This is a genomic window from Streptomyces cyanogenus, from assembly GCF_017526105.1.
GTDB classification, from domain to species: Bacteria; Actinomycetota; Actinomycetes; order Streptomycetales; family Streptomycetaceae; genus Streptomyces; species Streptomyces cyanogenus.
The window spans coordinates 6,026,767-6,045,498 of sequence record NZ_CP071839.1; the positions used below are offsets into that span (position 1 = coordinate 6,026,767).

Below are 18,732 nucleotides of genomic sequence, written 5' to 3' on the forward strand. Positions count from 1 at the left end.
CCGCCATGACGGACAACGCCATCATCAAGCTCACCGCGGCCGAGACCGCCGCGAAGATCGCCTCAGGCGAACTGACGGCGGTCCAGGTCACCGAGGCCCACCTCGCGCGGATCGAGGCGGTGGACGAGAAGGTGCACGCCTTCCTCCACGTCGACCGCGAGGGCGCCCTCGCCCAGGCCCGTGCCGTGGACGAGAAGCGGGAGCGCGGCGAGAAGCTCGGCCCGCTGGCCGGCGTCCCGCTCGCGCTCAAGGACATCTTCACCACCGAGGGCGTGCCCACGACCGTCGGCTCGAAGATCCTGGAGGGCTGGATCCCGCCGTACGACGCGACGGTCACCAAGCGGCTGAAGGCCGCCGACATCGTCATCCTCGGCAAGACCAACATGGACGAGTTCGCCATGGGGTCCTCCACCGAGAACAGTGCCTACGGCCCGACCGGCAACCCCTGGGACCTCACCCGGATCCCCGGCGGCTCCGGCGGCGGCTCCTCCGCCGCGCTCGCCGCCTACGAGGCCCCGCTCGCCATCGGCACCGACACCGGCGGTTCCATCCGCCAGCCGGCCGCCGTCACCGGCACGGTCGGCGTGAAGCCGACGTACGGCGGCGTCTCCCGCTACGGCATGGTCGCCTTCTCGTCCTCCCTCGACCAGGGCGGCCCCTGCGCCCGCACGGTCCTGGACGCGGCCCTGCTGCACGAGGTGATCGCCGGGCACGACCCGCTCGACTCCACCTCCATCGACGCCCCCGTCCCGCCGGTGGTCGAGGCCGCCCGCAACGGCAGCGTCCAGGGCATGCGCGTCGGCGTGGTCAGGCAGTTCCGCGGCGAGGGCTACCAGGCCGGCGTCATCCAGCGCTTCGACGAGTCCGTCGAGCTGCTGAAGGAGCTGGGCGCCGAGATCGTCGAGCTGGACTGCCCGTCCTTCGACCTCGCCCTGTCGGCGTACTACCTGATCGCCCCGTCCGAGTGCTCCTCCAACCTCGCCCGCTTCGACGGCCTGCGCTACGGCCTGCGCACCGGTGACGACGGCACGCACTCCGCCGAGGAGGTCACCTCCCTCACCCGCGAGGCCGGCTTCGGCCCCGAGGTGAAGCGCCGCATCATGCTCGGCACGTACGCCCTGTCGAGCGGTTACTACGACGCGTACTACGGCAGCGCCCAGAAGGTCCGCACGCTGATCAAGCAGGACTTCGACAAGGCCTTCGAGCAGGTCGACGTGATCGTCTCCCCGACGACCCCGACCACCGCCTTCGCGATCGGCGAGCGCGCCGACGACCCGATGGCGATGTACCTCGCGGACCTGTGCACCATCCCGACCAACCTGGCGGGCAACGCGGCCATGTCCCTGCCCTGCGGCCTCGCCCCGGAGGACAACCTCCCGGTCGGCCTGCAGATCATCGCCCCGGTGATGAAGGACGACCGGCTGTACAAGGTGGGCGCCGCCGTCGAGGCCGCCTACGTGGAAAAGTGGGGTCACCCGCTGCTGGAGGAGGCTCCGTCGCTGTGAGCGCACTGACCAAGGCCAAGGGCTTCAAGAAGTCCAGGTCCGGTACGTACCTGTCCATGGCCGCCACCGCGTTCGGTGCGGTCGGCGCCGCGAAGCAGATCAAGAAGGCGCGCGCCGAGAACGACACGCTGCGGCTCGTCGACGCCGTCGTCACCGCGGCCGGCATCGTCACCGGCCTCGCCATCCTCTACCGCGAGCTGAAGCGGCTGGGCGACGACGACGTCCTGCTGGGCTGAGAGGGAAGTTTCACCGTGACCACCACGACCGACCTGGTGTCGTACGAGGACGCGCTGGCGTCGTACGACCCCGTCATGGGCCTTGAGGTCCATGTCGAACTCGGCACCAAGACGAAGATGTTCTGCGGCTGCTCGACGGCGCTCGGTGCCGACCCGAACAGCCAGACCTGCCCGGTCTGCCTCGGCCTGCCCGGCGCGCTCCCGGTCGTCAACGCGACCGGCGTCGAGTCCGCGATCAAGATCGGTCTCGCGCTGAACTGCGAGATCGCCGAGTGGTGCCGCTTCGCCCGGAAGAACTACTTCTATCCGGACATGCCGAAGAACTTCCAGACCTCCCAGTACGACGAGCCGATCGCCTTCAACGGCTACCTCGACGTGCAGCTGGAGGACGGCGAGGTCTTCCGCGTGGAGATCGAGCGCGCCCACATGGAGGAGGACACCGGCAAGTCGACGCACGTCGGCGGCGCCACCGGCCGTATCCACGGCGCGTCCCACTCCCTGCTGGACTACAACCGCGCCGGCATCCCGCTGATCGAGATCGTCACCAAGCCGATCGAGGGCGCCGGCGAGCGCGCCCCCGAGGTGGCGAAGGCGTACGTCCGCGAGCTGCGCGAGCTGATCCGTGCCCTCGATGTGTCCGAGGCCCGCATGGAGATGGGCCAGATGCGCTGCGACGTGAACCTGTCGCTGATGCCGAAGGGCGCCGAGAAGTTCGGCACGCGCTCGGAGACGAAGAACGTCAACTCCCTGCGCTCGGTGGAGCGCGCGGTGCGTTTCGAGATCCAGCGGCACGCGGCGGTGCTGTCCTCCGGTGGCACCATCGTCCAGGAGACCCGCCACTTCCACGAGGACACCGGGTCCACGACCTCGGGCCGCGTGAAGGAGGAGGCCGAGGACTACCGGTACTTCCCGGAGCCCGACCTGGTGCCGGTCGCGCCCTCGCGCGAGTGGGTCGAGAAGATCCGCGCGGCCCTGCCCGAGCTGCCGCTGGCCCGCCGCACCCGGCTGCTGGCCGAGTGGGGCATCTCCGCCACCGACATGCAGGCGATCCTCAACGCCGGTGCACTGGACCCGATCGTCGCCACCATCGACGCCGGTGCCGACGCGGCCTCCGCCCGCAAGTGGTGGATGGGCGAACTGGCGCGCAGCGCCAACGAGTCCGGCAAGACGCTGGACGAGCTGGCGATCACCCCGCAGCAGGTGGCCCGGGTCGCCGAGCTGGTCGCGAAGGGTGACCTGAACGACAAGCTGGCCCGTCAGGTCATCGAGGGCGTCCTCGCGGGCGAGGGCACCCCGGACGAGGTCGTCGACAAGCGCGGCCTGAAGGTCGTCTCCGACGAGGGCGCGCTGACCGCCGCCGTCGAGGAGGCCATCGCCGGAAACCCGGCCATCGCGGACAAGATCCGCGGCGGCAAGGTGGCCGCGGCCGGCGCCCTGGTCGGCGCGGTCATGAAGGCCACCCGCGGCCAGGCCGACGCGGCCCGCGTCAAGGAGCTGATCCTGGAGAAGCTGGGCGTCGTCGAGGGCTGAGCCCGAGCACAGCCGTACGGCCCCGGAGGCATGTCCTCCGGGGCCGTACCGCCGGCTGCGGCGGCCCATCGCCCGGGTGAACCCGAGCAGGCGCCCGCGGTCGGCGTTCAGCGGGTCCACCGAGTCACGGGCCGGCCCGGCCATGAACTCGTTCGGGCTCTCCTCGGCGCACACCTCGCTCCGCAGCAGCCGGTCCCGGCAGCCGTCCGGCAGCCAGTCGGCGGCCTCGGCGGTCACGGCGCCCGTACGGGCCCGGTTCCGGTGCCACCACAGCAGCCACAGCGCGTGCGGGGTCGGTCACGGACGACCTGCTCGGCCACCGAAGACACCGCCCCGCACCGGGTTTTCCCACCCCGAGGCGGTACGCTCGCCCGCCATGAGTGGACGCACCAATTCCGACACCGAGCCCGTGATAGCCGAGGACAGCCAGGCCGGCCACGACACCGACGGCGCGGAAGGCGCTGAAGCAACCGAAGCCACCGAAGACGCTGAAGACGCCGAGGCTGCCGAGGAGTACGCCGGGGACGCCCGGCAGGCCCGGTGGGTCGCCGCCGGCACCGGAGCGCTCCTCTGCCTCGCGGGGCTCGCCGCCGCCCTGCTGCGGCTCACCGGTTCCGCGCCGGCCCGCGTCCCCGCCGCCTACGCCCTCGGCGCCGCCGTCTGCGCCCTCGCGGCGGTGCTCGGCTCCCGGGGCCGTACCCGCAGGGCCCTGTGGCTGCTCATCGCCGGGGTGATGGTCATGGCGCTCGGAGACCAGTTCGACTGACGTCCCGCAGGCGTTCCGCGCGGTTGTACGCCGCCGACCCGTGGCCGCGCATGAGAGGCTCGGCCGGGTCCCGGTGGACGAACTGCGGAAGGAAGAACGGCACCATGTACGCGATATCGCTCGGTGACGGCGCCGAACTGCGGCCCCTGGAGGTCTGGCACGCGGCGGAGCTGCTGGCGAACATCGACAGGGGGCGGGAGTTCATCGGCCGGCACATCGGCCTGGCGGACGTCGTCTCGGATCTGGAGGGCGCCCGCGGCTGGCTGAAGTCGTACGCCGACAAGCGTGGCGCCGACGCCGGCAGCGTGCACGGGATCTGGCTGGACGGCAAGCTCGTCGGCGGGCTGCTGTTCCGCGTCTGGGACACCCCGAGCGGGGTCTGCGAGGCCGGTTGCTGGCTGGAGCCGGACGCGGCCGGACGCGGACTGGTCACGCGCGGGATGCGGGTGCTGCTCGACTGGGCCTTCGAGCAGCGCGGCATGCACCGGGTCGAGTGGTACGCGTCCTCGGCCAACGAGCCGAGCATCAACGTGGCCAGGCGGCTCGGCATGACCCGCGAGGGCGTGCTCCGGGAGAACCACCCGCACCGCGGGGTGCGCGCCAGCACCGAGATCTGGGCCCTGCTGCGGCCCGAGTGGCGCGCGGCACACGCGCGTACCGCGCACAGCGATCATTAAGAGACCTCTCAGAGAGCGTCCGTACGGTGCCGGGCATGGCAACGAAGACAGCGGCAGACGCCGGCACCGGCACCGGGGCCGGCACCGAGGCGCACAAGGACGACGAGAAGACGGCGGCGGTCGACACCCGGGACGGCCGTGCCGAGCAGGAGACCGCAGAGGAGCAGGTGCCGGGCCCGGCGCACGACGAGGCCTCCGCGCAAGCCGAGGGCGGCGAGCACGGCGAGGGCGGCGAGCACCGCGAGAGCGGCGAGCACGGCGAGGACCGCGATGCGACGGAAGCCGCCGGAGGGAAGGCGTCCTCCCCGGTCGGCCAGGGCGCCGGTGCCGTCGTCTCCGCAGCGCTGGGCCTGGTCTCGCTCAGCGGCGGCTGGATCGGCACCGTGGCCTCCGCGCGCGAGCAGCTCGTCGGCCAGCTCCAGACCTCCTCCACCGCGAGCGTCGCCCGGCAGATCAAGGAGGTCTACGGCGACGCCTGGCACACCACCGCCCTGTGGGCCGGCCTGTTCGCGCTGGCCGCGCTGGTCACCGGCGTGGTCGTGCTGGTCCGGCCCGCGTTCGGCGCACCCGGCCGTCCGCAGGCGCCATGGATCAGGTCGGTCGCCTGGGCGGGTGTCTCACTCGGTGTCCTAGGACTGCTCCTGGCCGTCCTGAAGTACTCCGACGCCTTGCTCGCCCTGCCCTCGGCCGGCTGATAACCCGCAGGTCAACAGGGGCCTTAGGGAGTCCGCGTGCACCTTACGGACGCTCTGAGGCCCCTTACGCGCGCGTGCGGCGCGGAGGCCGCACGAAGATGCGGAACTCTCCCGATGTGGCGGACCCCCCTGGGAGACGAAGGTGGAGGCATCGCGGAAAGCGACGCACCACACCGACTCTCCCGAAGGATCCGCCATGTACCAGTTGGAACTCCACCAGATCCGGTCCGCCGAACTGCGCCGCACGGCCCGGCAGGAGCGCCTGGCCCGCGAGGCCGTCCGCCTCCGCCGCGCCGCCCGCCGGGCGGAGTCGGCCGGCCACGGCGCCCCGGTCGCCGAGTCGCATACCGGCCGGCTCCGCCGGCACCGGCTCCTGCGCAGCGCGTGACGGCGGGGGCGCAGAGCGGCCGGACGGGGGTCGGCCGCTCACGGTCCCAGGGTCGTACGGCTCCCCGGCGGAGCCGTACGGCCCTTTCGGCCGGGGGCACGATGCCCCCAACGGCTGCCGGTACGACCATCACACAGGGGCTGTGGAAAACCGGTGCCGGGCCGTCCCGGCGCCGTGCCATGCTCGGGCCCGTGGAGACCAGGTCCGTCAGTCCCGTGTTCGTCGGCCGCACCGACGAGTTGGACACGCTGAACGACGCGCTCGCCCGTGCCGCCGCGGCCGAGCCGCAGGCCCTGCTGCTCGGCGGCGAGGCAGGCGTCGGCAAGACCCGCCTCGTGGAGGAGTTCGCCGCGGCCGCGAGCCGGCAGGACGCCGTCGCCGCCGTCGGCGGCTGTGTGGAGATCGGCGCCGACGGGCTGCCGTTCACCCCCTTCTCCGCCGCGCTGCGCGCCCTGCGCGACGCCCTGCCCGAGGAGTTCGCCGCCGCCGCGGCCGGCCAGGAGGAGGAACTGGCCCGGCTGCTGCCCGACCTCGGCGAGGCGGGCGCCGGCCGCCACGACGAACAGGGCATGGCCCGCCTGTTCGAACTCACCGCCCGGCTGCTGGAGCGGGTCGCCGCCGAACACACCGTCGTGCTCGTCCTGGAGGACCTGCACTGGGCCGACGCCTCCACCCGCCACCTCCTGGCCTACCTCTTCCGCACCCTGCGCGCGGGCCGCCTCCTCGTCCTGGCCACCTACCGCTCCGACGACATCCACCGCCGCCACCCGCTGCGCCCGCTGCTCGCCGAAATGGACCGGCTGCGCACCGTCCGCCGCATCGAACTCGCCCGCTTCACCCGCGAGGAGGCCTGCCGCCAGATCGCGGGCATCCTCGCCGCCGAGCCCGACCCCGCCCAGGTGGACGAGATCTACGAACGCTCCGACGGCAATGCCTTCTTCATCGAGGAACTCGCCGTCGCCGCCGCCGAGGGCAACCGCACCGGCCTCACCGACTCCCTGCGCGACCTGCTCCTGGTCCGGGTCGAGGCGCTGCCCGAGAGCGCCCAGCGGGTCGCCCGGATCGTCGCCGAGGGCGGCTCCACCGTGGAGTACCGGCTGATCGCCGCCGTGGCCCGGCTCACCGAGGACGACCTCATCGAGGCCCTGCGCGCCGCCGTCGGCGCCAACCTCCTCACCGTCACCCGGGCCGGCGACGGCTACCGCTTCCGGCACTCCCTGGTCCGCGAGGCCGTCGCCGACGACCTGCTGCCAGGCGAACGCTCCCGGCTCAACCGCCGCTACGCCGAGGCCCTGGAAGCCGACCCGGCCCTCGTCCCCGCCGACGCGCGCGTGATGCGCCTGGCCAGCTACTGGTACCACGCCCGCGACGCCGCGAAGGCCCTGCCCGCCGTCCTGGCCGCCGCCGTCGTCGCCCGCCGCAGACACGCCTACAGCGAGCAGCTCGGGCTGCTGGAACGGGCGATGGAGCTGTGGGACAGCGCCCCGCAGGAGGTGCGCTCGGCCCTGCGCCCGGTCGACTACACCGAGGTGTACCCGCCGTGCGGCTGCGACCCGGAGACCACTCCGCTGCGCTACCTCGACCTGATGGCCGAGGCGGCCGTCGCGGGCCGCTTCGGCGGCGAACGCGAACGCGCGCTGAAGATCACCAAGCGCGCCCTGCGCCTCCTGGAGGAGGAACCGGATCCCTTGCGCGCCGCCTGGTTCTGGGTGCAGCGCTCCCGGCTCGTCCAGGCCCTGGCCCGCGGTGACGGCTGGCAGGAACTGGGCACCGCGCAGGACCTGGTGCGCGGTCTGCCGCCGTCCGAGGTGCACGCCGAGGTGCTGGCGGTCGCCGCCAACTGGTCCATGCAGCGCCGGCCGGGACCCGAGGCCCTCGCCGCCGCCGAGCGGGCCGTGGAGTACGCGCGGATGGTGGACGCCCGCGAGATCGAACTCCACGCCCGCCTCACGCTGGGCGGACTGACCGTGGAGTCCGGCGACCCGGAGGCCGGTCTCGCGCAGATGCACCAGGTGCTGCGGGAGACCCGCGCGGAGGGCATGCACCATGTCGCGGGCCGCGCCTATGTGAACCTGCCGTCGGCGCTGCAGAGCGTCGGCCGGGACCGGGAGGCGGTCCCGCTGCTGCGCGAGGGCATCGAGTTCTGCCGCGGGTACGGGCTGCTGGACTCCGGCGCCTGGGTGTGGGGCAACCTGTCCGAGGCGCTGTACTCGCTCGGCCGGTGGGAGGAGGCCGCGGAGGCCGCCGTGCACGCCACCCGGGTCGGCCACAGCACCAAGCCCCGCGGCGCCGGCGCCCTGCGCCTGGCCCACCTCGCGCTGTCCCGCGGCGACCTCGCCGAGGCCGGCCGGCAACTCACCGCCGCCCGCGCCTGGTACGGCACACACGACCCGATGCCCCAGCAGCTGCTGCCCCTGGCCCGCATCACCCTCGGGATCGCCGCCGCCGACGGCCGGATCGCCGACGTCCGCGCGACACTGATCCCGGCCCTGGACGCCGGTTTCCCGCCCGGTACCCACCGCTATGGCTGGCCGCTGCTGCTGGCCGCCGCCACCGCCGAGGCCGACGCCCGCACCCTGCCCGCCGCCCGGCCCGGCCGTGCCGAGATCCTCGACCGCCTGACGGCCGCCGTACGGACCCTCACCACCGGCGTCCCGCTCTGGCACGCCTACGGCCAGTGGACCCGGGCCGAACTGCTGCGCGCGCAGGGCCGGGACACCACCGGCACCTGGTCCGCGGTCGTCACCGCCTTCGAGTGCCTGGACCGGCCCTACGACCTCGCCCGGGTCCGCCACCGGCTCGCCGCGGCGCTGCTGGCCGAGGGCGGCGACGACGAGCGCGACCGCGCGGTGGAGCTGCTCCGGCTGGCCGCGGCGGTCGCCGCCCACCTGGGCGCCCGCCCCCTCGCCGACGCCGTCGCCCGGCTCGCCCAGCGCGCCCGCCTCACCCTGACCCGTGCCTCCCGGCAGGCCCCCGCCGACCCGGCCGCGGCGCTCGGCCTCACCAGCCGGGAGCGGGACGTCCTCGGCCTGGTCGCGGCCGGCCGCACCAACCGTCAGATAGCCGAGGAGCTGTTCATCTCCCCGAAGACCGCGAGCGTGCACGTCTCCAACATCCTGAGCAAGCTCGGCGTCTCGGGCCGGGGCGAGGCGGCGGCGGTGGCCCACCGGCTGGAACTGTTCACGGCCGGGACGCTCGCTGCCGAAACGCCGGGCTGAGACCTACGCTGGAGAAAACCGGCCGTGAGGGGGAGCCGTGTTCAACGTGTTCGAGGAACTGTTCGCACCCGGTCGCAAACACACCCGGGACGAGCAGAAACGACTGGAACTGACCCGCGAGGACGTCGGCGACAACGACCCCGGCCGAGGCCCGATAGACCTCGCCTCCGGCAAGGCGGTGATACGCCGGCCGGGACCGGCCCCGGCGGGGACGGAACCTGCCGGGACCGGACCGCGCGGAACGGAACCCGCCGGGACGGAACCTGCCGGGACGGAGCGCGTGGGGACCGAACCGGAGGAATAACCGGCCGTGCCGGAAGCGGGGTGAGCCGGGCGGCGGGGGCTAGCGCACCCGCAGCTCCAGCACCCGGTCGTCCCCCTTCCCGGGTGTGCCCCGGCCGTCCGTGTTGCTCGTCACCAGCCACAGCCTGTCGCCGCCCGCCGGGACGACCGTACGCAGGCGGCCGTAGCCGGATGTCAGGAAGGCCTGCGGGGCGGCCGAGGCCGACGTGCCGTCCAGCGGGATGCGCCACAGCCGCTTGCCCTTCAGGCCCGCCATCCAGATCACGCCGTTCTCGTAGGCGATGCCGCTGGGGGAGGCGTCGTCGGTGCGCCACTGGGCCAGCGGGTTCTGGAAGGAGGGGTCGGAGGACCTGCCCTCGGCCCGCGGCCACCCGTAGTTCCCGCCCGGCTTGATCGCGTTCAGCTCGTCCCAGGTGTCCTGGCCGAACTCCGAGGCGAACAGCCGCCGGTGGCCGTCCCAGGCCAGGCCCTGGACGTTGCGGTGGCCGTACGAGTACACCGGCGAGCCGGGGAACGGGTTGCCCGGCGCCGGTTCGCCGTCCGGCGTCAGCCGCAGGATCTTGCCGCCCAGCGACTTCCTGTCCTGCGCCAGCCCCTTCCGCCCGCTCTCGCCGGTGCCCGCGTACAGCATGCCGTCCGGGCCGAACGCGATCCGGCCGCCGTTGTGGATGAAGCCCTTCGGGATGCCCTTGAACACCGTGTCCGGCGCGCCCAGTTGCTCACCGGCCGGCTTGCGCTCGTCGTAGCGCATGCGCACGATGCGGTTGTCCGAGGCCGAGGTGAAGTAGGCGTAGACCATGTGGTCCGAGGCGTAGTCGGGCGAGAGGGCGATGCCCAGCAGGCCGCCCTCGCCGGCCGGCGAGACCCCGGAGACCGTGCCCAGCTCGGTCTTCCGGCCCGTCTTCTCGTCGATCCGGCTGATCGTGCCCTCGTCCCGGGACGACACCAGCAGCCCGCCGCCGGGCAGCGGAGCCAGTCCCCACGGCGTCTTCAGGCCCTCGGCCACCGTGCGCAGCACCCGCACCGAGCCCTCGGCCGGCGGCACGGACCCGGTGGCCCGCGGGGAGGAGGTGCCCGGAGCCGTCCCGTCCGCAGTCCGCCCGGTCCACTCCGGCCGTCCCTGCCCGCCGGAGGAGCAGCCGGCCGCCAGCATCAGGGCGGCGGCCAACACGGCGGTCACAGCTCGACGTTGCACGATCATGGTCCCTTCGACGCGGCTCCGGACGGCACGCTCTCCCGGTCGCTCTCCTTGTCCAACAGTGCCCGCACCCCTCCGGGTTCCCGGTCCCCGGCAACCGACCGGGGGAACCTCAGTCCCACGACCCCTGGGCCGCCGGCAGCCGGGACACCTCCGCCAGGTCCTCCGCGGTCAGCCGCAGCCCGGCGGCCGCCGCGTTCTCCGCCGCCCAGCCCTCCCGCTTGGTGCCCGGCAGCGCGATCACATGACGGCCCTGCGCCAGCACCCAGGCCAGCGCCACCTGGGCCGGGGTGACGTCCTCGCCGTGCCGGCGGGCGATGCGCCGCAGGCCCGCGACGATCGGCTGGTTGGCCGCCATCATCTCCGCGGTGAACCGGGGATGCCGGGCGCGCACGTCGTCCGGTTCGAAGCCCTCGCCGGGCGTCAGCGTGCCGGTGAGGAAACCGTTGCCCAGCGGCATCGCGGCCAGGAAGCCCACCCCGCGCGCCTCGCACCACGGCAGCAGCGCCCGGAGCGCCTCCGGCGACCACACCGACAGCTCGGCCTGCACCGCGCTCACCGGGAACACCTGCTGGATCCGCTGCAACTGGCGCAGCGTCGCGTCGTACAGCCCGGCTCCCGAGCGCCGTCCGCCGCGCGCCCCCACCGCGCACAGGCCCAGCGCCCGCACCTTCCCGGCCCGCACCAGGTCCGCCATCGCGCCCCAGGTCTCCTCGACGGGCACCTCCGGGTCCGCGCGGTGCAACTGGTACAGGTCGATCACGTCCGTCTGCAGCCGCCGCAGCGAGGCGTCACAGGCCCGCCGCACATAGCCGGGGCGGCCGTTGGCCACGATGTGCTGCTCGCCCACCAGCAGCCCCACCTTCGTGGACACGAAGGCCTCCCGGCGCCGCTCCTTCAGTACCCGGCCCAGCAGCAGCTCGTTGGTGAACGGGCCGTACATGTCCGCGGTGTCCAGGAGGTCGGAGCCCAGGTCCAGCGCCCGGTGCACGGTTCTGAGCGACTCGTCACCCCGCTGCCGCGATCCGCTGTAAGCCCAGCTCATCGGCATGCATCCGAGTCCGACGGCCCCCACCGCGAGTCCCCCCGCGCCGATCGTCCTGCGCTCCACCTGCTCGTGAACCTCCCTCTGCCCGGCCCCCAACCTAACCTCTGCACGCGCGCGTGCCTGACATAGCCTCCTGGCATGACTTCACAGGTGTGGCTTCCCATTCCGCCCGAGGAGATCGAGGGGCTGCCCGCGGGTCCCCGGTACCTGTTCTGGGACGGGGGAGACGACGGTGACCAGCCGTTTCCCGGCGACCCCGCGGAATGCGCCGTGTACGTCGTGCCGTACATGAAGCGGCTGTCGGTGCGGGTGGGACCGCTGGAGCACCTGACGAACGTCCGGGTCATCCAGACGCTCACCGCCGGCGTCGACGACATCACCGAACGGCTGTCGGTGATCCCGCCGGGCGTGCGGCTGTGCAACGCGCGCGGGGTGCACGAGACGAGCACGGCCGAGCTGGCGCTCACGCTGACCCTCGCCGCGTTGCGCGGCATCCCCGAGTTCGTCCGCGCCCAGCAGGAGGAGCGCTGGGTGGGTGGTTTCCACCCGGCCCTCGCCGACAAGAACGTGCTGATCGTGGGTTACGGGCCCATCGGTGCCGCCATCGAGGACCGGCTTACGCCCTTCGAGGTAGCGCGGGTGGCGCGCATCGCGCGCTCCCAGCGCACCACGGCGCGCGGTCTTGTGCACCCGATCACCGATGTGCTCTCACTGCTTCCCGAGGCGGATGTCGTGATCCTCTGCACCCCGCTCACGGAGACCACCAGGGGGCTCGTCGACGCCGACTTCCTCGGCCGGATGAAGGACGGCGCGCTGCTCGTGAACGTCGCGCGCGGAGCCGTCGTGGACACCGATGCGCTCCTCGCCGAGCTGGAGCGGGGGCGGATCACGGCCGCCCTGGACGTCACGGATCCCGAGCCGCTGCCCCCCGGCCACCCCCTGTGGCAGGCGCCAGGAGTGCTGATCAGCCCGCATGTCGGCGGACCGTCGTCGGCCTTCCTGCCCCGCGCCAAGCGGTTGCTCGTGGACCAGCTGACGCGGTACGTGAACCAGGAGCCGCTGCGTAACGTGATCCTTACCACCGGACCCGGAGCGGCGGGAGATACCGGGCGCTGAGGCCCTTCCGGCACCCTCCGCAATCTTTCGGACGCGGCCCGTACCCGCACCCCCGTTGATCGTCACGGAGCGTAGAGAAGCTATGTCCCTGAGTGACGATCCTGGTGTATCGTCCCGACAGGGGTTGCGCCGCTGACCGTTCGGCGCCGGGGATGGACATTTCAGATTTGTGAGGGGGGCGACGGGCGATGCACGGCCTATGGACGAACGATCCGACGCGGCGGAGCCGCCGACGGCGACCCTGGCGCACGGCCGCGCGCAGACGCGGCCACCACAGCAGCCACCACAGCCACCACCAGCGCAGGCACAGCGGCCGTCGCAGGCATGCGCACCCAGCGCACCGGGACCGTCGGGACCCGGGAGCGGCGCAGACCGGGAGGCCCCGGTGAGCGCCCCGCCCTCTGTGACGACCACCCTCGACGGAGCGGTGCGCGCACCGCACCCGCACGAGGCGCCGCCGCCCCGCCGGGCGGCCGCCACCGACTGCAACCGGCTGCGGGAGCAGCTCGTCCTCGCCCTGGTCTGCGCGGCCTACGCCGTCGGAGCCGCGTTCGACTGGGGCACGACCGAAGTCGCGCTGGTCATGGGCGACTTCGGCCTGAGCGCCGCGGCCGGCGCCGCCGCCGTCTCCTGCTTCCTGTACGCCCGCAACCGGCGCGTGCGCTTCCGCTCGGCCTGGCTGCTGTTCGCCCTCTCCTCGACCATGGCCGCGCTGGGCAACGCGGTCTGGGGCTGGTACGAGGTGGTGCTGGACCGGCCCGTGCCCAGCCCCAGCTACGCCGACCTGTTCTTCCTGTGCTTCGCGCCGCCCGCCATCGTCGGCCTGCTGGTGCTCGCCAAGCGGCCGGCGACGCGGGCGGGCTGGATCTGCCTGGGCCTGGACGCCTGGCTCATCGGCGGCTCGCTGCTCACCCTGTCGTGGAGCCTCGCGCTCGCCCAGGCGGCCCGGATCGACGGCTCCAGCGTGGCGCACGCCGCGCTGTCCCTGGCGTACCCGCTGCTGGACATCGTGCTGGTCAGCATGGTCCTCGCGCTGCACTTCCGCCGTGCCCCCGGCAACCGCACGGCGGTGAACACCGCGATCGGCGCGCTCGCGCTGACCGTGATGTGCGACGCCCTGTTCACCTCGCCACTGCTGCACAGCAGCTACCACTCCGGGCAGCTGCTGGACGCGGGCTGGTTCGCCGGTTCGCTGCTGCTCGCCTACGCCCCCTGGGCCGCCCCCCGGCGCGGCAGCGCCCAGGAGGCGCGCGCGGCGGACGGCCACACGCGCGTGGTCCACGAGCACGTGCCGGGCCAGCGGAGCGCGGGCCACCACCCGCCGCTCCCGCCCGCGCCCGGCGGCGAGCACAGCCGGTACCCGGCCGGCCGCCCGCTCACCGGCTCCCTCGCCGCCCTCACGCCGTACCTCGCCGCGGCCGTGTGCACCCTGGGCATCCTGTACAACGTCCTCAACGGCCGCAGGCCCGACCACGTGGTGCTGATCACCGCGGGCGCCGTGGTGCTGGCGCTCGTCATGCGGCAGGGCATCATGCTGCTGGACAACATCACCCTCACCCAGGAACTGGCCCAGAAGGAGAACCACTTCCGCTCCCTGGTGCAGGGCTCCAGCGACGTCATCATGATCGCCGCGCCGAACGGCATCCTCCGGTACGTCTCCCCGGCCGCCGCCGGGGTCTACGGCCGGCCCGCCGAGGAACTCGTGGGCACCGAGCTGGCCGCGCTCATCCATCCGGAGGACCTGGGCTGCGTGGTGCACGAGGTGCGCCGCTTCCTCGCCGCCAGCCCGCTGGAGGAGCCCACCACGCGCATCGAGTGCCGCTTCCGCTCCGGCGACGGCGGCTGGCTCAACGTCGAGTCGACCGTCAACCGGCACCACGGCGGTCTGATCTTCAACAGCCGGGACGTGACCGAGAGGGTGCGCCTCCAGGCACAGTTGCAGCACAACGCCGAGCACGACCCGCTGACGGACCTGCCCAACCGCGCGCTGTTCACCAAGCGCGTGCAGCAGGCCCTGTCCGGCCGCCGGGCCACCGACCGGGGCGCCGCCCTGCGCGGTACGGCGGTGCTCTTCATCGACCTGGACGGCTTCAAGGCCGTCAACGACACGATCGGGCACCAGGCAGGCGACGAGCTGCTCATCCAGGCCGCCCGTCGGCTCCAGGACGCCGTCCGGCAGGGCGACACCGCGTCCCGGCTGGGCGGCGACGAGTTCGCGGCCCTGATCGTCGGGGACGGCACCCGGGACCGTGCCGCCCGGGAGCGGAACATCATGGAGCTCGCCGACCGCCTCAGGGCGACCCTCTCCCAGCCGTACGCCATCGACGGCAACGATGTCCGGGTCAACGCCTCCATCGGCGTCGCCTTCGCCGAACCCGGCCTGGGCGCGGGCGAGCTGCTGCGCAACGCCGACCTGGCGATGTACCGCGCGAAGTCGGCCGGAAAGGGCCGGGTCGAGCTGTACAGGCCGCAGATGCAGCAGGACGTCGTCCGCAAGGCCGAACTGGCCACGCGCCTGCGCGCCGCGCTGCACGACGGCGAGTTCGCGCTGCTGCACCAGCCCGTGGTGTGCCTGGAGAACGGCCGGATCACGGCGGTCTGCGCGCAGGCGCGCTGGCGCTCCTCGCAGGGGGTGCTGTTCACGCCCGCCGAGTTCCTGCGGGTGGCCGAGGACGGCGACAAGACCGCCGAGCTGGACCGCTGGATCCTGGAGGAGGCCGTGGCGCAGGCGGCCGAGCGGGCCGCGACCGGGGTCGCCGTGCCGGTGGCGGTGCGGATGGGCGCCCGGCGGCTGCTGGACCGTTCGACGCCGCTGGGCTCGGTGGAGGCGCTGCTGACCCGGCACGGGCTGCCGCCGGGGGCGCTGGTGGTCGAGTTGTCCGACACCGACCCGCGGGTCTCGCTGGACGAGCTGGAGCGGCGGCTGACCGCGCTGAGCCGGCTCGGGGTGCGGATCGCGCTGGACGGCTTCGGCAGCGGTTACGCGGCCATCACGGCGCTCAGGCGGCTGCCCGTGGACATCCTCAAGCTCGACCGCAGTCTGGTCGAGGGCGTGGTCGAGTCCGCGCGGCTGCACAAGATCACCAGTGGTCTGCTGCGGATCGCGGGCGATCTCGGGCTCCAGTCGGTCGCCGAGGGCGTGGATCTGCCCGAGCAGGTGGCGGCGCTGCGCGCGATGGGCTGCACCCATGGACAGGGCATGGCGTTCGCCGGTCCGCTGGACGAGTACCGGCTGCGCCGGGCGCTCGGATCCGGCCACTATCCAGTGCCGCACGCCCCGGCCGAACCGGCGTTCGCGGGGAAGGCGGCGGCGGTGTACACAGGGGGTGTTCCCGCCGTCCTCGGAGGCGGCAGCGCCCTTCGTTCACATTCTGAGACGCCCGTCCCACCCACTTGACACGTGGTGCGTGCCGGGGGGAGGGTCAGTTCCATGCGCACCCGAATTCTCGTACTTGGACAGCGCGTCGGCTGAGCTGGGACCCACCGGAGGACGATCCGGAATCCCCAGCGACCTCACCGGCGCGCTCCCCTCGCTTGCCTTGCGGCACGAGGGGTTTTTTGTTGCACGTGTGACTTTCGTGCAGCGCTCCAACTCCGCCCGCACCTCGCAAAAACCCTCAGCATCGAGAAGAGAATGCCGATGACCGAGCAGGCCACCGGGGCCCACCATCCGCAGCCGCGGCCCCGTTCCGGAGGACAGCAGTCCGCCCCCGTCGAGCACGTCACGGGTGCGCAGTCCCTCATCCGCTCCCTCGAGGAGGTCGGCGCGGACACGGTATTCGGCATTCCGGGCGGTGCGATCCTGCCGGCGTACGACCCGCTGATGGACTCCACCCGGGTGCGGCACGTCCTGGTCCGGCACGAGCAGGGCGCCGGCCACGCGGCCACCGGCTACGCGCAGGCCACCGGCAAGGTCGGCGTCTGCATGGCGACGAGCGGCCCGGGTGCGACGAACCTGGTGACGCCGATCGCCGACGCGCACATGGACTCGGTCCCCCTGGTCGCGATCACCGGCCAGGTCGCCTCCAAGGCGATCGGCACGGACGCCTTCCAGGAGGCGGACATCGTCGGCATCACCATGCCGATCACCAAGCACAACTTCCTCGTCACCAAGGCCGAGGACATCCCGCGGGTCATCGCGCAGGCGTTCCACATCGCCTCCACCGGCCGCCCCGGCCCGGTCCTGGTCGACATCGCCAAGGACGCGCTCCAGGCGAAGACCACCTTCTCCTGGCCGCCGGTGATGGACCTGCCCGGCTACCGCCCGGTGACCAAGCCGCACGCCAAGCAGATCCGCGAGGCCGCCAAGCTCATCACCACCGCCCGGCGGCCCGTCCTCTACGTCGGCGGCGGTGTGCTCAAGGCCCGGGCAACGGCCGAACTGAAGGTCCTCGCCGAGCTGACCGGCGCGCCGGTCACCACCACGCTGATGGCGCTCGGCGCGTTCCCGGACAGCCACCCGCAGCACCTGGGCATGCCCGGCATGCACGGCAGCGTCGCCGCGGTCACCGCGCTGCAGAAGGCCGACCTGATCGTGGCCCTCGGCGCCCGCTTCGACGACCGGGTCACCGGCAAGCTGGACAGCTTCGCCCCCTACGCCAAGATCGTCCACGCGGACATCGACCCGGCGGAGATCGGCAAGAACCGCGCCGCGGACGTGCCGATCGTCGGCGACGCCCGCGAGGTCATCGCCGACCTGGTCCAGGCCGTGCAGAAGGAGCACAGCGAGGGCCACGCGAGCGACTACAGCGCCTGGTGGAGCGACCTGAACCGGTGGCGCCAGACCTACCCGCTCGGCTACGACCTGCCGGACGACGGCTCCCTCTCCCCGCAGCAGGTCATCGAGCGGATCGGACAGCTCGCCCCCGAAGGCACGATCTTCGCGGCGGGCGTCGGCCAGCACCAGATGTGGGCCGCGCACTTCATCCAGTACGAGAACCCCGCCACCTGGCTCAACTCCGGCGGTGCCGGAACCATGGGCTACGCGGTCCCGGCCGCGATGGGTGCCAAGGCCGGGCAGCCGGAGCGGACGGTCTGGGCGATCGACGGCGACGGCTGCTTCCAGATGACCAATCAGGAACTGACCACCTGCGCCCTGAACAACATCCCGATCAAGGTCGCCATCATCAACAACGGCGCCCTCGGGATGGTCCGCCAGTGGCAGACCCTCTTCTACAACCAGCGCTACTCCAACACCGTGCTGCACAGCGGCCCGGACGACATCAACCCGGAGGCCAAGGGCACGCGCGTGCCGGACTTCGTGAAGCTGTCCGAGGCGATGGGCTGCGTGGGCCTGCGCTGCGAGCGCCCGGAGGACCTGGACAAGGTCATCCAGGAGGCCAACTCCATCAACGACCGCCCGGTCGTCATCGACTTCATCGTCCACGAGGACGCGATGGTCTGGCCGATGGTCGCCGCCGGCACCTCCAACGACGAGATCATGGCCGCCCGGGACGTCCGCCCCGACTTCGGCGACAACGAAGACGACTGACAGGCAAGGAAGAGCAAGAAGACCATGTCCAAGCACACGCTCTCCGTCCTGGTGGAGAACACGCCGGGCATCCTCGCCCGCATCGCCGCCCTGTTCTCCCGGCGCGGCTTCAACATCGACTCGCTCGCGGTCGGCGTCACCGAGCACCCCGACATCTCCCGCATCACCATCGTGGTGGGCGTCGAGGACCTGCCGCTGGAGCAGGTGACCAAGCAGCTCAACAAGCTCGTCAACGTGCTGAAGATCGTGGAGCTGGAGCCCGGTCAGGCCGTGCAGCGCGAACTCGTTCTGGTGAAGGTCCGCGCCGACAACGAGACGCGCTCCCAGATCGTGGAGATCGTCCAGCTGTTCCGCGCCAAGACCGTCGACGTCTCCCCGGAGGCCGTGACCATCGAGGCCACCGGTTCCAGCGAGAAGCTGTCCGCCATGCTCAAGATGCTGGAGCCGTACGGCATCAAGGAGCTGGTCCAGTCCGGCACGATCGCGATCGGCCGTGGTGCCCGTTCGATCACGGACCGCTCGCTGCGCGCTCTCGACCGGACGGCGTAAGACTGAGAACGG

15 protein-coding genes are annotated in these 18,732 nt (G+C 72.7%); 13 read left to right on the top strand and 2 right to left on the bottom strand.

Translation table 11 applies throughout. The features are described 5' to 3' along the window. The first annotated feature begins 5 nt into the window (after window positions 1–5). The 9 genes from gatA to S1361_RS39385 all read left to right on the top strand — a co-directional run bounded on the left by gatA (window position 6) and on the right by S1361_RS39385 (window position 9,319). Window positions 6–1,505 (top strand): Asp-tRNA(Asn)/Glu-tRNA(Gln) amidotransferase subunit GatA, encoded by a 1,500-nt coding sequence (gene gatA, locus S1361_RS27290; RefSeq protein ID WP_208034567.1) that lies wholly within the window; start codon window positions 6–8, stop codon window positions 1,503–1,505. Next, window positions 1,502–1,741: a hypothetical protein gene (locus tag S1361_RS27295; RefSeq protein ID WP_030346630.1), complete on the top strand. Its 240-nt coding sequence runs from the start codon at window positions 1,502–1,504 to the stop codon at window positions 1,739–1,741. Before gatA ends, S1361_RS27295 begins: the two co-directional genes overlap by 4 nt. Window positions 1,742–1,756: 15 nt before the next feature. Then, a complete protein-coding gene (gene gatB / locus S1361_RS27300; RefSeq protein ID WP_208034568.1) occupies window positions 1,757–3,271 on the top strand; it encodes an Asp-tRNA(Asn)/Glu-tRNA(Gln) amidotransferase subunit GatB in 1,515 nt (504 codons plus the stop codon). Window positions 3,272–3,647: 376 nt separating this feature from the next. Then, a complete protein-coding gene (locus S1361_RS27305) occupies window positions 3,648–4,037 on the top strand; it encodes a hypothetical protein (protein ID WP_208034569.1) in 390 nt (129 codons plus the stop codon). Window positions 4,038–4,141: 104 nt separating this feature from the next. Further along, window positions 4,142–4,714 (top strand): GNAT family N-acetyltransferase, encoded by a 573-nt coding sequence (locus S1361_RS27310; RefSeq protein WP_208034570.1) that lies wholly within the window; start codon window positions 4,142–4,144, stop codon window positions 4,712–4,714. Window positions 4,715–4,749: 35 nt separating this feature from the next. Beyond that, entirely contained in the window at window positions 4,750–5,409 is a 660-nt protein-coding gene (locus S1361_RS27315; protein ID WP_208034571.1) for a hypothetical protein, read from the top strand. A gap of 196 nt (window positions 5,410–5,605) precedes the next feature. Beyond that, window positions 5,606–5,797, top strand: a complete 192-nt coding sequence (locus tag S1361_RS27320) for a hypothetical protein (RefSeq protein WP_208034572.1) — start codon at window positions 5,606–5,608, stop codon at window positions 5,795–5,797. Window positions 5,798–5,976: 179 nt separating this feature from the next. Then, complete coding sequence (locus S1361_RS27325) at window positions 5,977–9,015, top strand: helix-turn-helix transcriptional regulator (RefSeq protein WP_208036790.1); 3,039 nt, start codon at window positions 5,977–5,979, stop codon at window positions 9,013–9,015. A 37-nt stretch (window positions 9,016–9,052) separates the two neighbouring features. Continuing rightward, window positions 9,053–9,319: a DUF6191 domain-containing protein gene (locus tag S1361_RS39385; RefSeq protein WP_243769319.1), complete on the top strand. Its 267-nt coding sequence runs from the start codon at window positions 9,053–9,055 to the stop codon at window positions 9,317–9,319. 39 nt (window positions 9,320–9,358) lie between these two features. Here the strand turns inward: S1361_RS39385 and S1361_RS27330 are convergent, their stop codons facing one another. Beyond that, window positions 9,359–10,519: a PQQ-dependent sugar dehydrogenase gene (locus S1361_RS27330; protein WP_208034573.1), complete on the bottom strand. Its 1,161-nt coding sequence runs from the start codon at window positions 10,517–10,519 to the stop codon at window positions 9,359–9,361. Between the two features lie 109 nt (window positions 10,520–10,628). Beyond that, a complete protein-coding gene (locus tag S1361_RS27335; protein ID WP_208034574.1) occupies window positions 10,629–11,627 on the bottom strand; it encodes an aldo/keto reductase in 999 nt (332 codons plus the stop codon). 75 nt (window positions 11,628–11,702) lie between these two features. Between S1361_RS27335 and S1361_RS27340 the strand changes: the two genes are divergently transcribed. The 4 genes from S1361_RS27340 to ilvN all read left to right on the top strand — a co-directional run bounded on the left by S1361_RS27340 (window position 11,703) and on the right by ilvN (window position 18,720). Next, window positions 11,703–12,680: a 2-hydroxyacid dehydrogenase gene (locus S1361_RS27340; RefSeq protein WP_243769320.1), complete on the top strand. Its 978-nt coding sequence runs from the start codon at window positions 11,703–11,705 to the stop codon at window positions 12,678–12,680. A 199-nt stretch (window positions 12,681–12,879) separates the two neighbouring features. Next, complete coding sequence (locus S1361_RS27345) at window positions 12,880–16,077, top strand: putative bifunctional diguanylate cyclase/phosphodiesterase (RefSeq protein ID WP_425087367.1); 3,198 nt, start codon at window positions 12,880–12,882, stop codon at window positions 16,075–16,077. A 243-nt stretch (window positions 16,078–16,320) separates the two neighbouring features. Then, window positions 16,321–18,171: an acetolactate synthase large subunit gene (locus S1361_RS27350; RefSeq protein WP_208034576.1), complete on the top strand. Its 1,851-nt coding sequence runs from the start codon at window positions 16,321–16,323 to the stop codon at window positions 18,169–18,171. Window positions 18,172–18,195: 24 nt separating this feature from the next. Beyond that, entirely contained in the window at window positions 18,196–18,720 is a 525-nt protein-coding gene (gene ilvN / locus S1361_RS27355) for an acetolactate synthase small subunit (protein WP_030654216.1), read from the top strand. The last annotated feature ends 12 nt before the right edge of the window (window positions 18,721–18,732 follow it).

Coding starts and splice junctions, on each gene's coding strand:
- S1361_RS27305 (WP_208034569.1), top strand. CDS start 3,648: ATGAGTGGACGCACCAATTCCGACACCGAGCCCGTGATAGCCGAGGAC.
- S1361_RS27325 (WP_208036790.1), top strand. CDS start 5,977: ATGCTCGGGCCCGTGGAGACCAGGTCCGTCAGTCCCGTGTTCGTCGGC.
- S1361_RS27345 (WP_425087367.1), top strand. CDS start 12,880: ATGGACGAACGATCCGACGCGGCGGAGCCGCCGACGGCGACCCTGGCG.
- ilvN (WP_030654216.1), top strand. CDS start 18,196: ATGTCCAAGCACACGCTCTCCGTCCTGGTGGAGAACACGCCGGGCATC.
- S1361_RS27315 (WP_208034571.1), top strand. CDS start 4,750: ATGGCAACGAAGACAGCGGCAGACGCCGGCACCGGCACCGGGGCCGGC.
- S1361_RS27310 (WP_208034570.1), top strand. CDS start 4,142: ATGTACGCGATATCGCTCGGTGACGGCGCCGAACTGCGGCCCCTGGAG.
- gatA (WP_208034567.1), top strand. CDS start 6: ATGACGGACAACGCCATCATCAAGCTCACCGCGGCCGAGACCGCCGCG.
- S1361_RS27320 (WP_208034572.1), top strand. CDS start 5,606: ATGTACCAGTTGGAACTCCACCAGATCCGGTCCGCCGAACTGCGCCGC.
- S1361_RS27340 (WP_243769320.1), top strand. CDS start 11,703: ATGACTTCACAGGTGTGGCTTCCCATTCCGCCCGAGGAGATCGAGGGG.
- S1361_RS27350 (WP_208034576.1), top strand. CDS start 16,321: ATGACCGAGCAGGCCACCGGGGCCCACCATCCGCAGCCGCGGCCCCGT.
- S1361_RS27330 (WP_208034573.1), bottom strand. CDS start 10,519: ATGATCGTGCAACGTCGAGCTGTGACCGCCGTGTTGGCCGCCGCCCTG.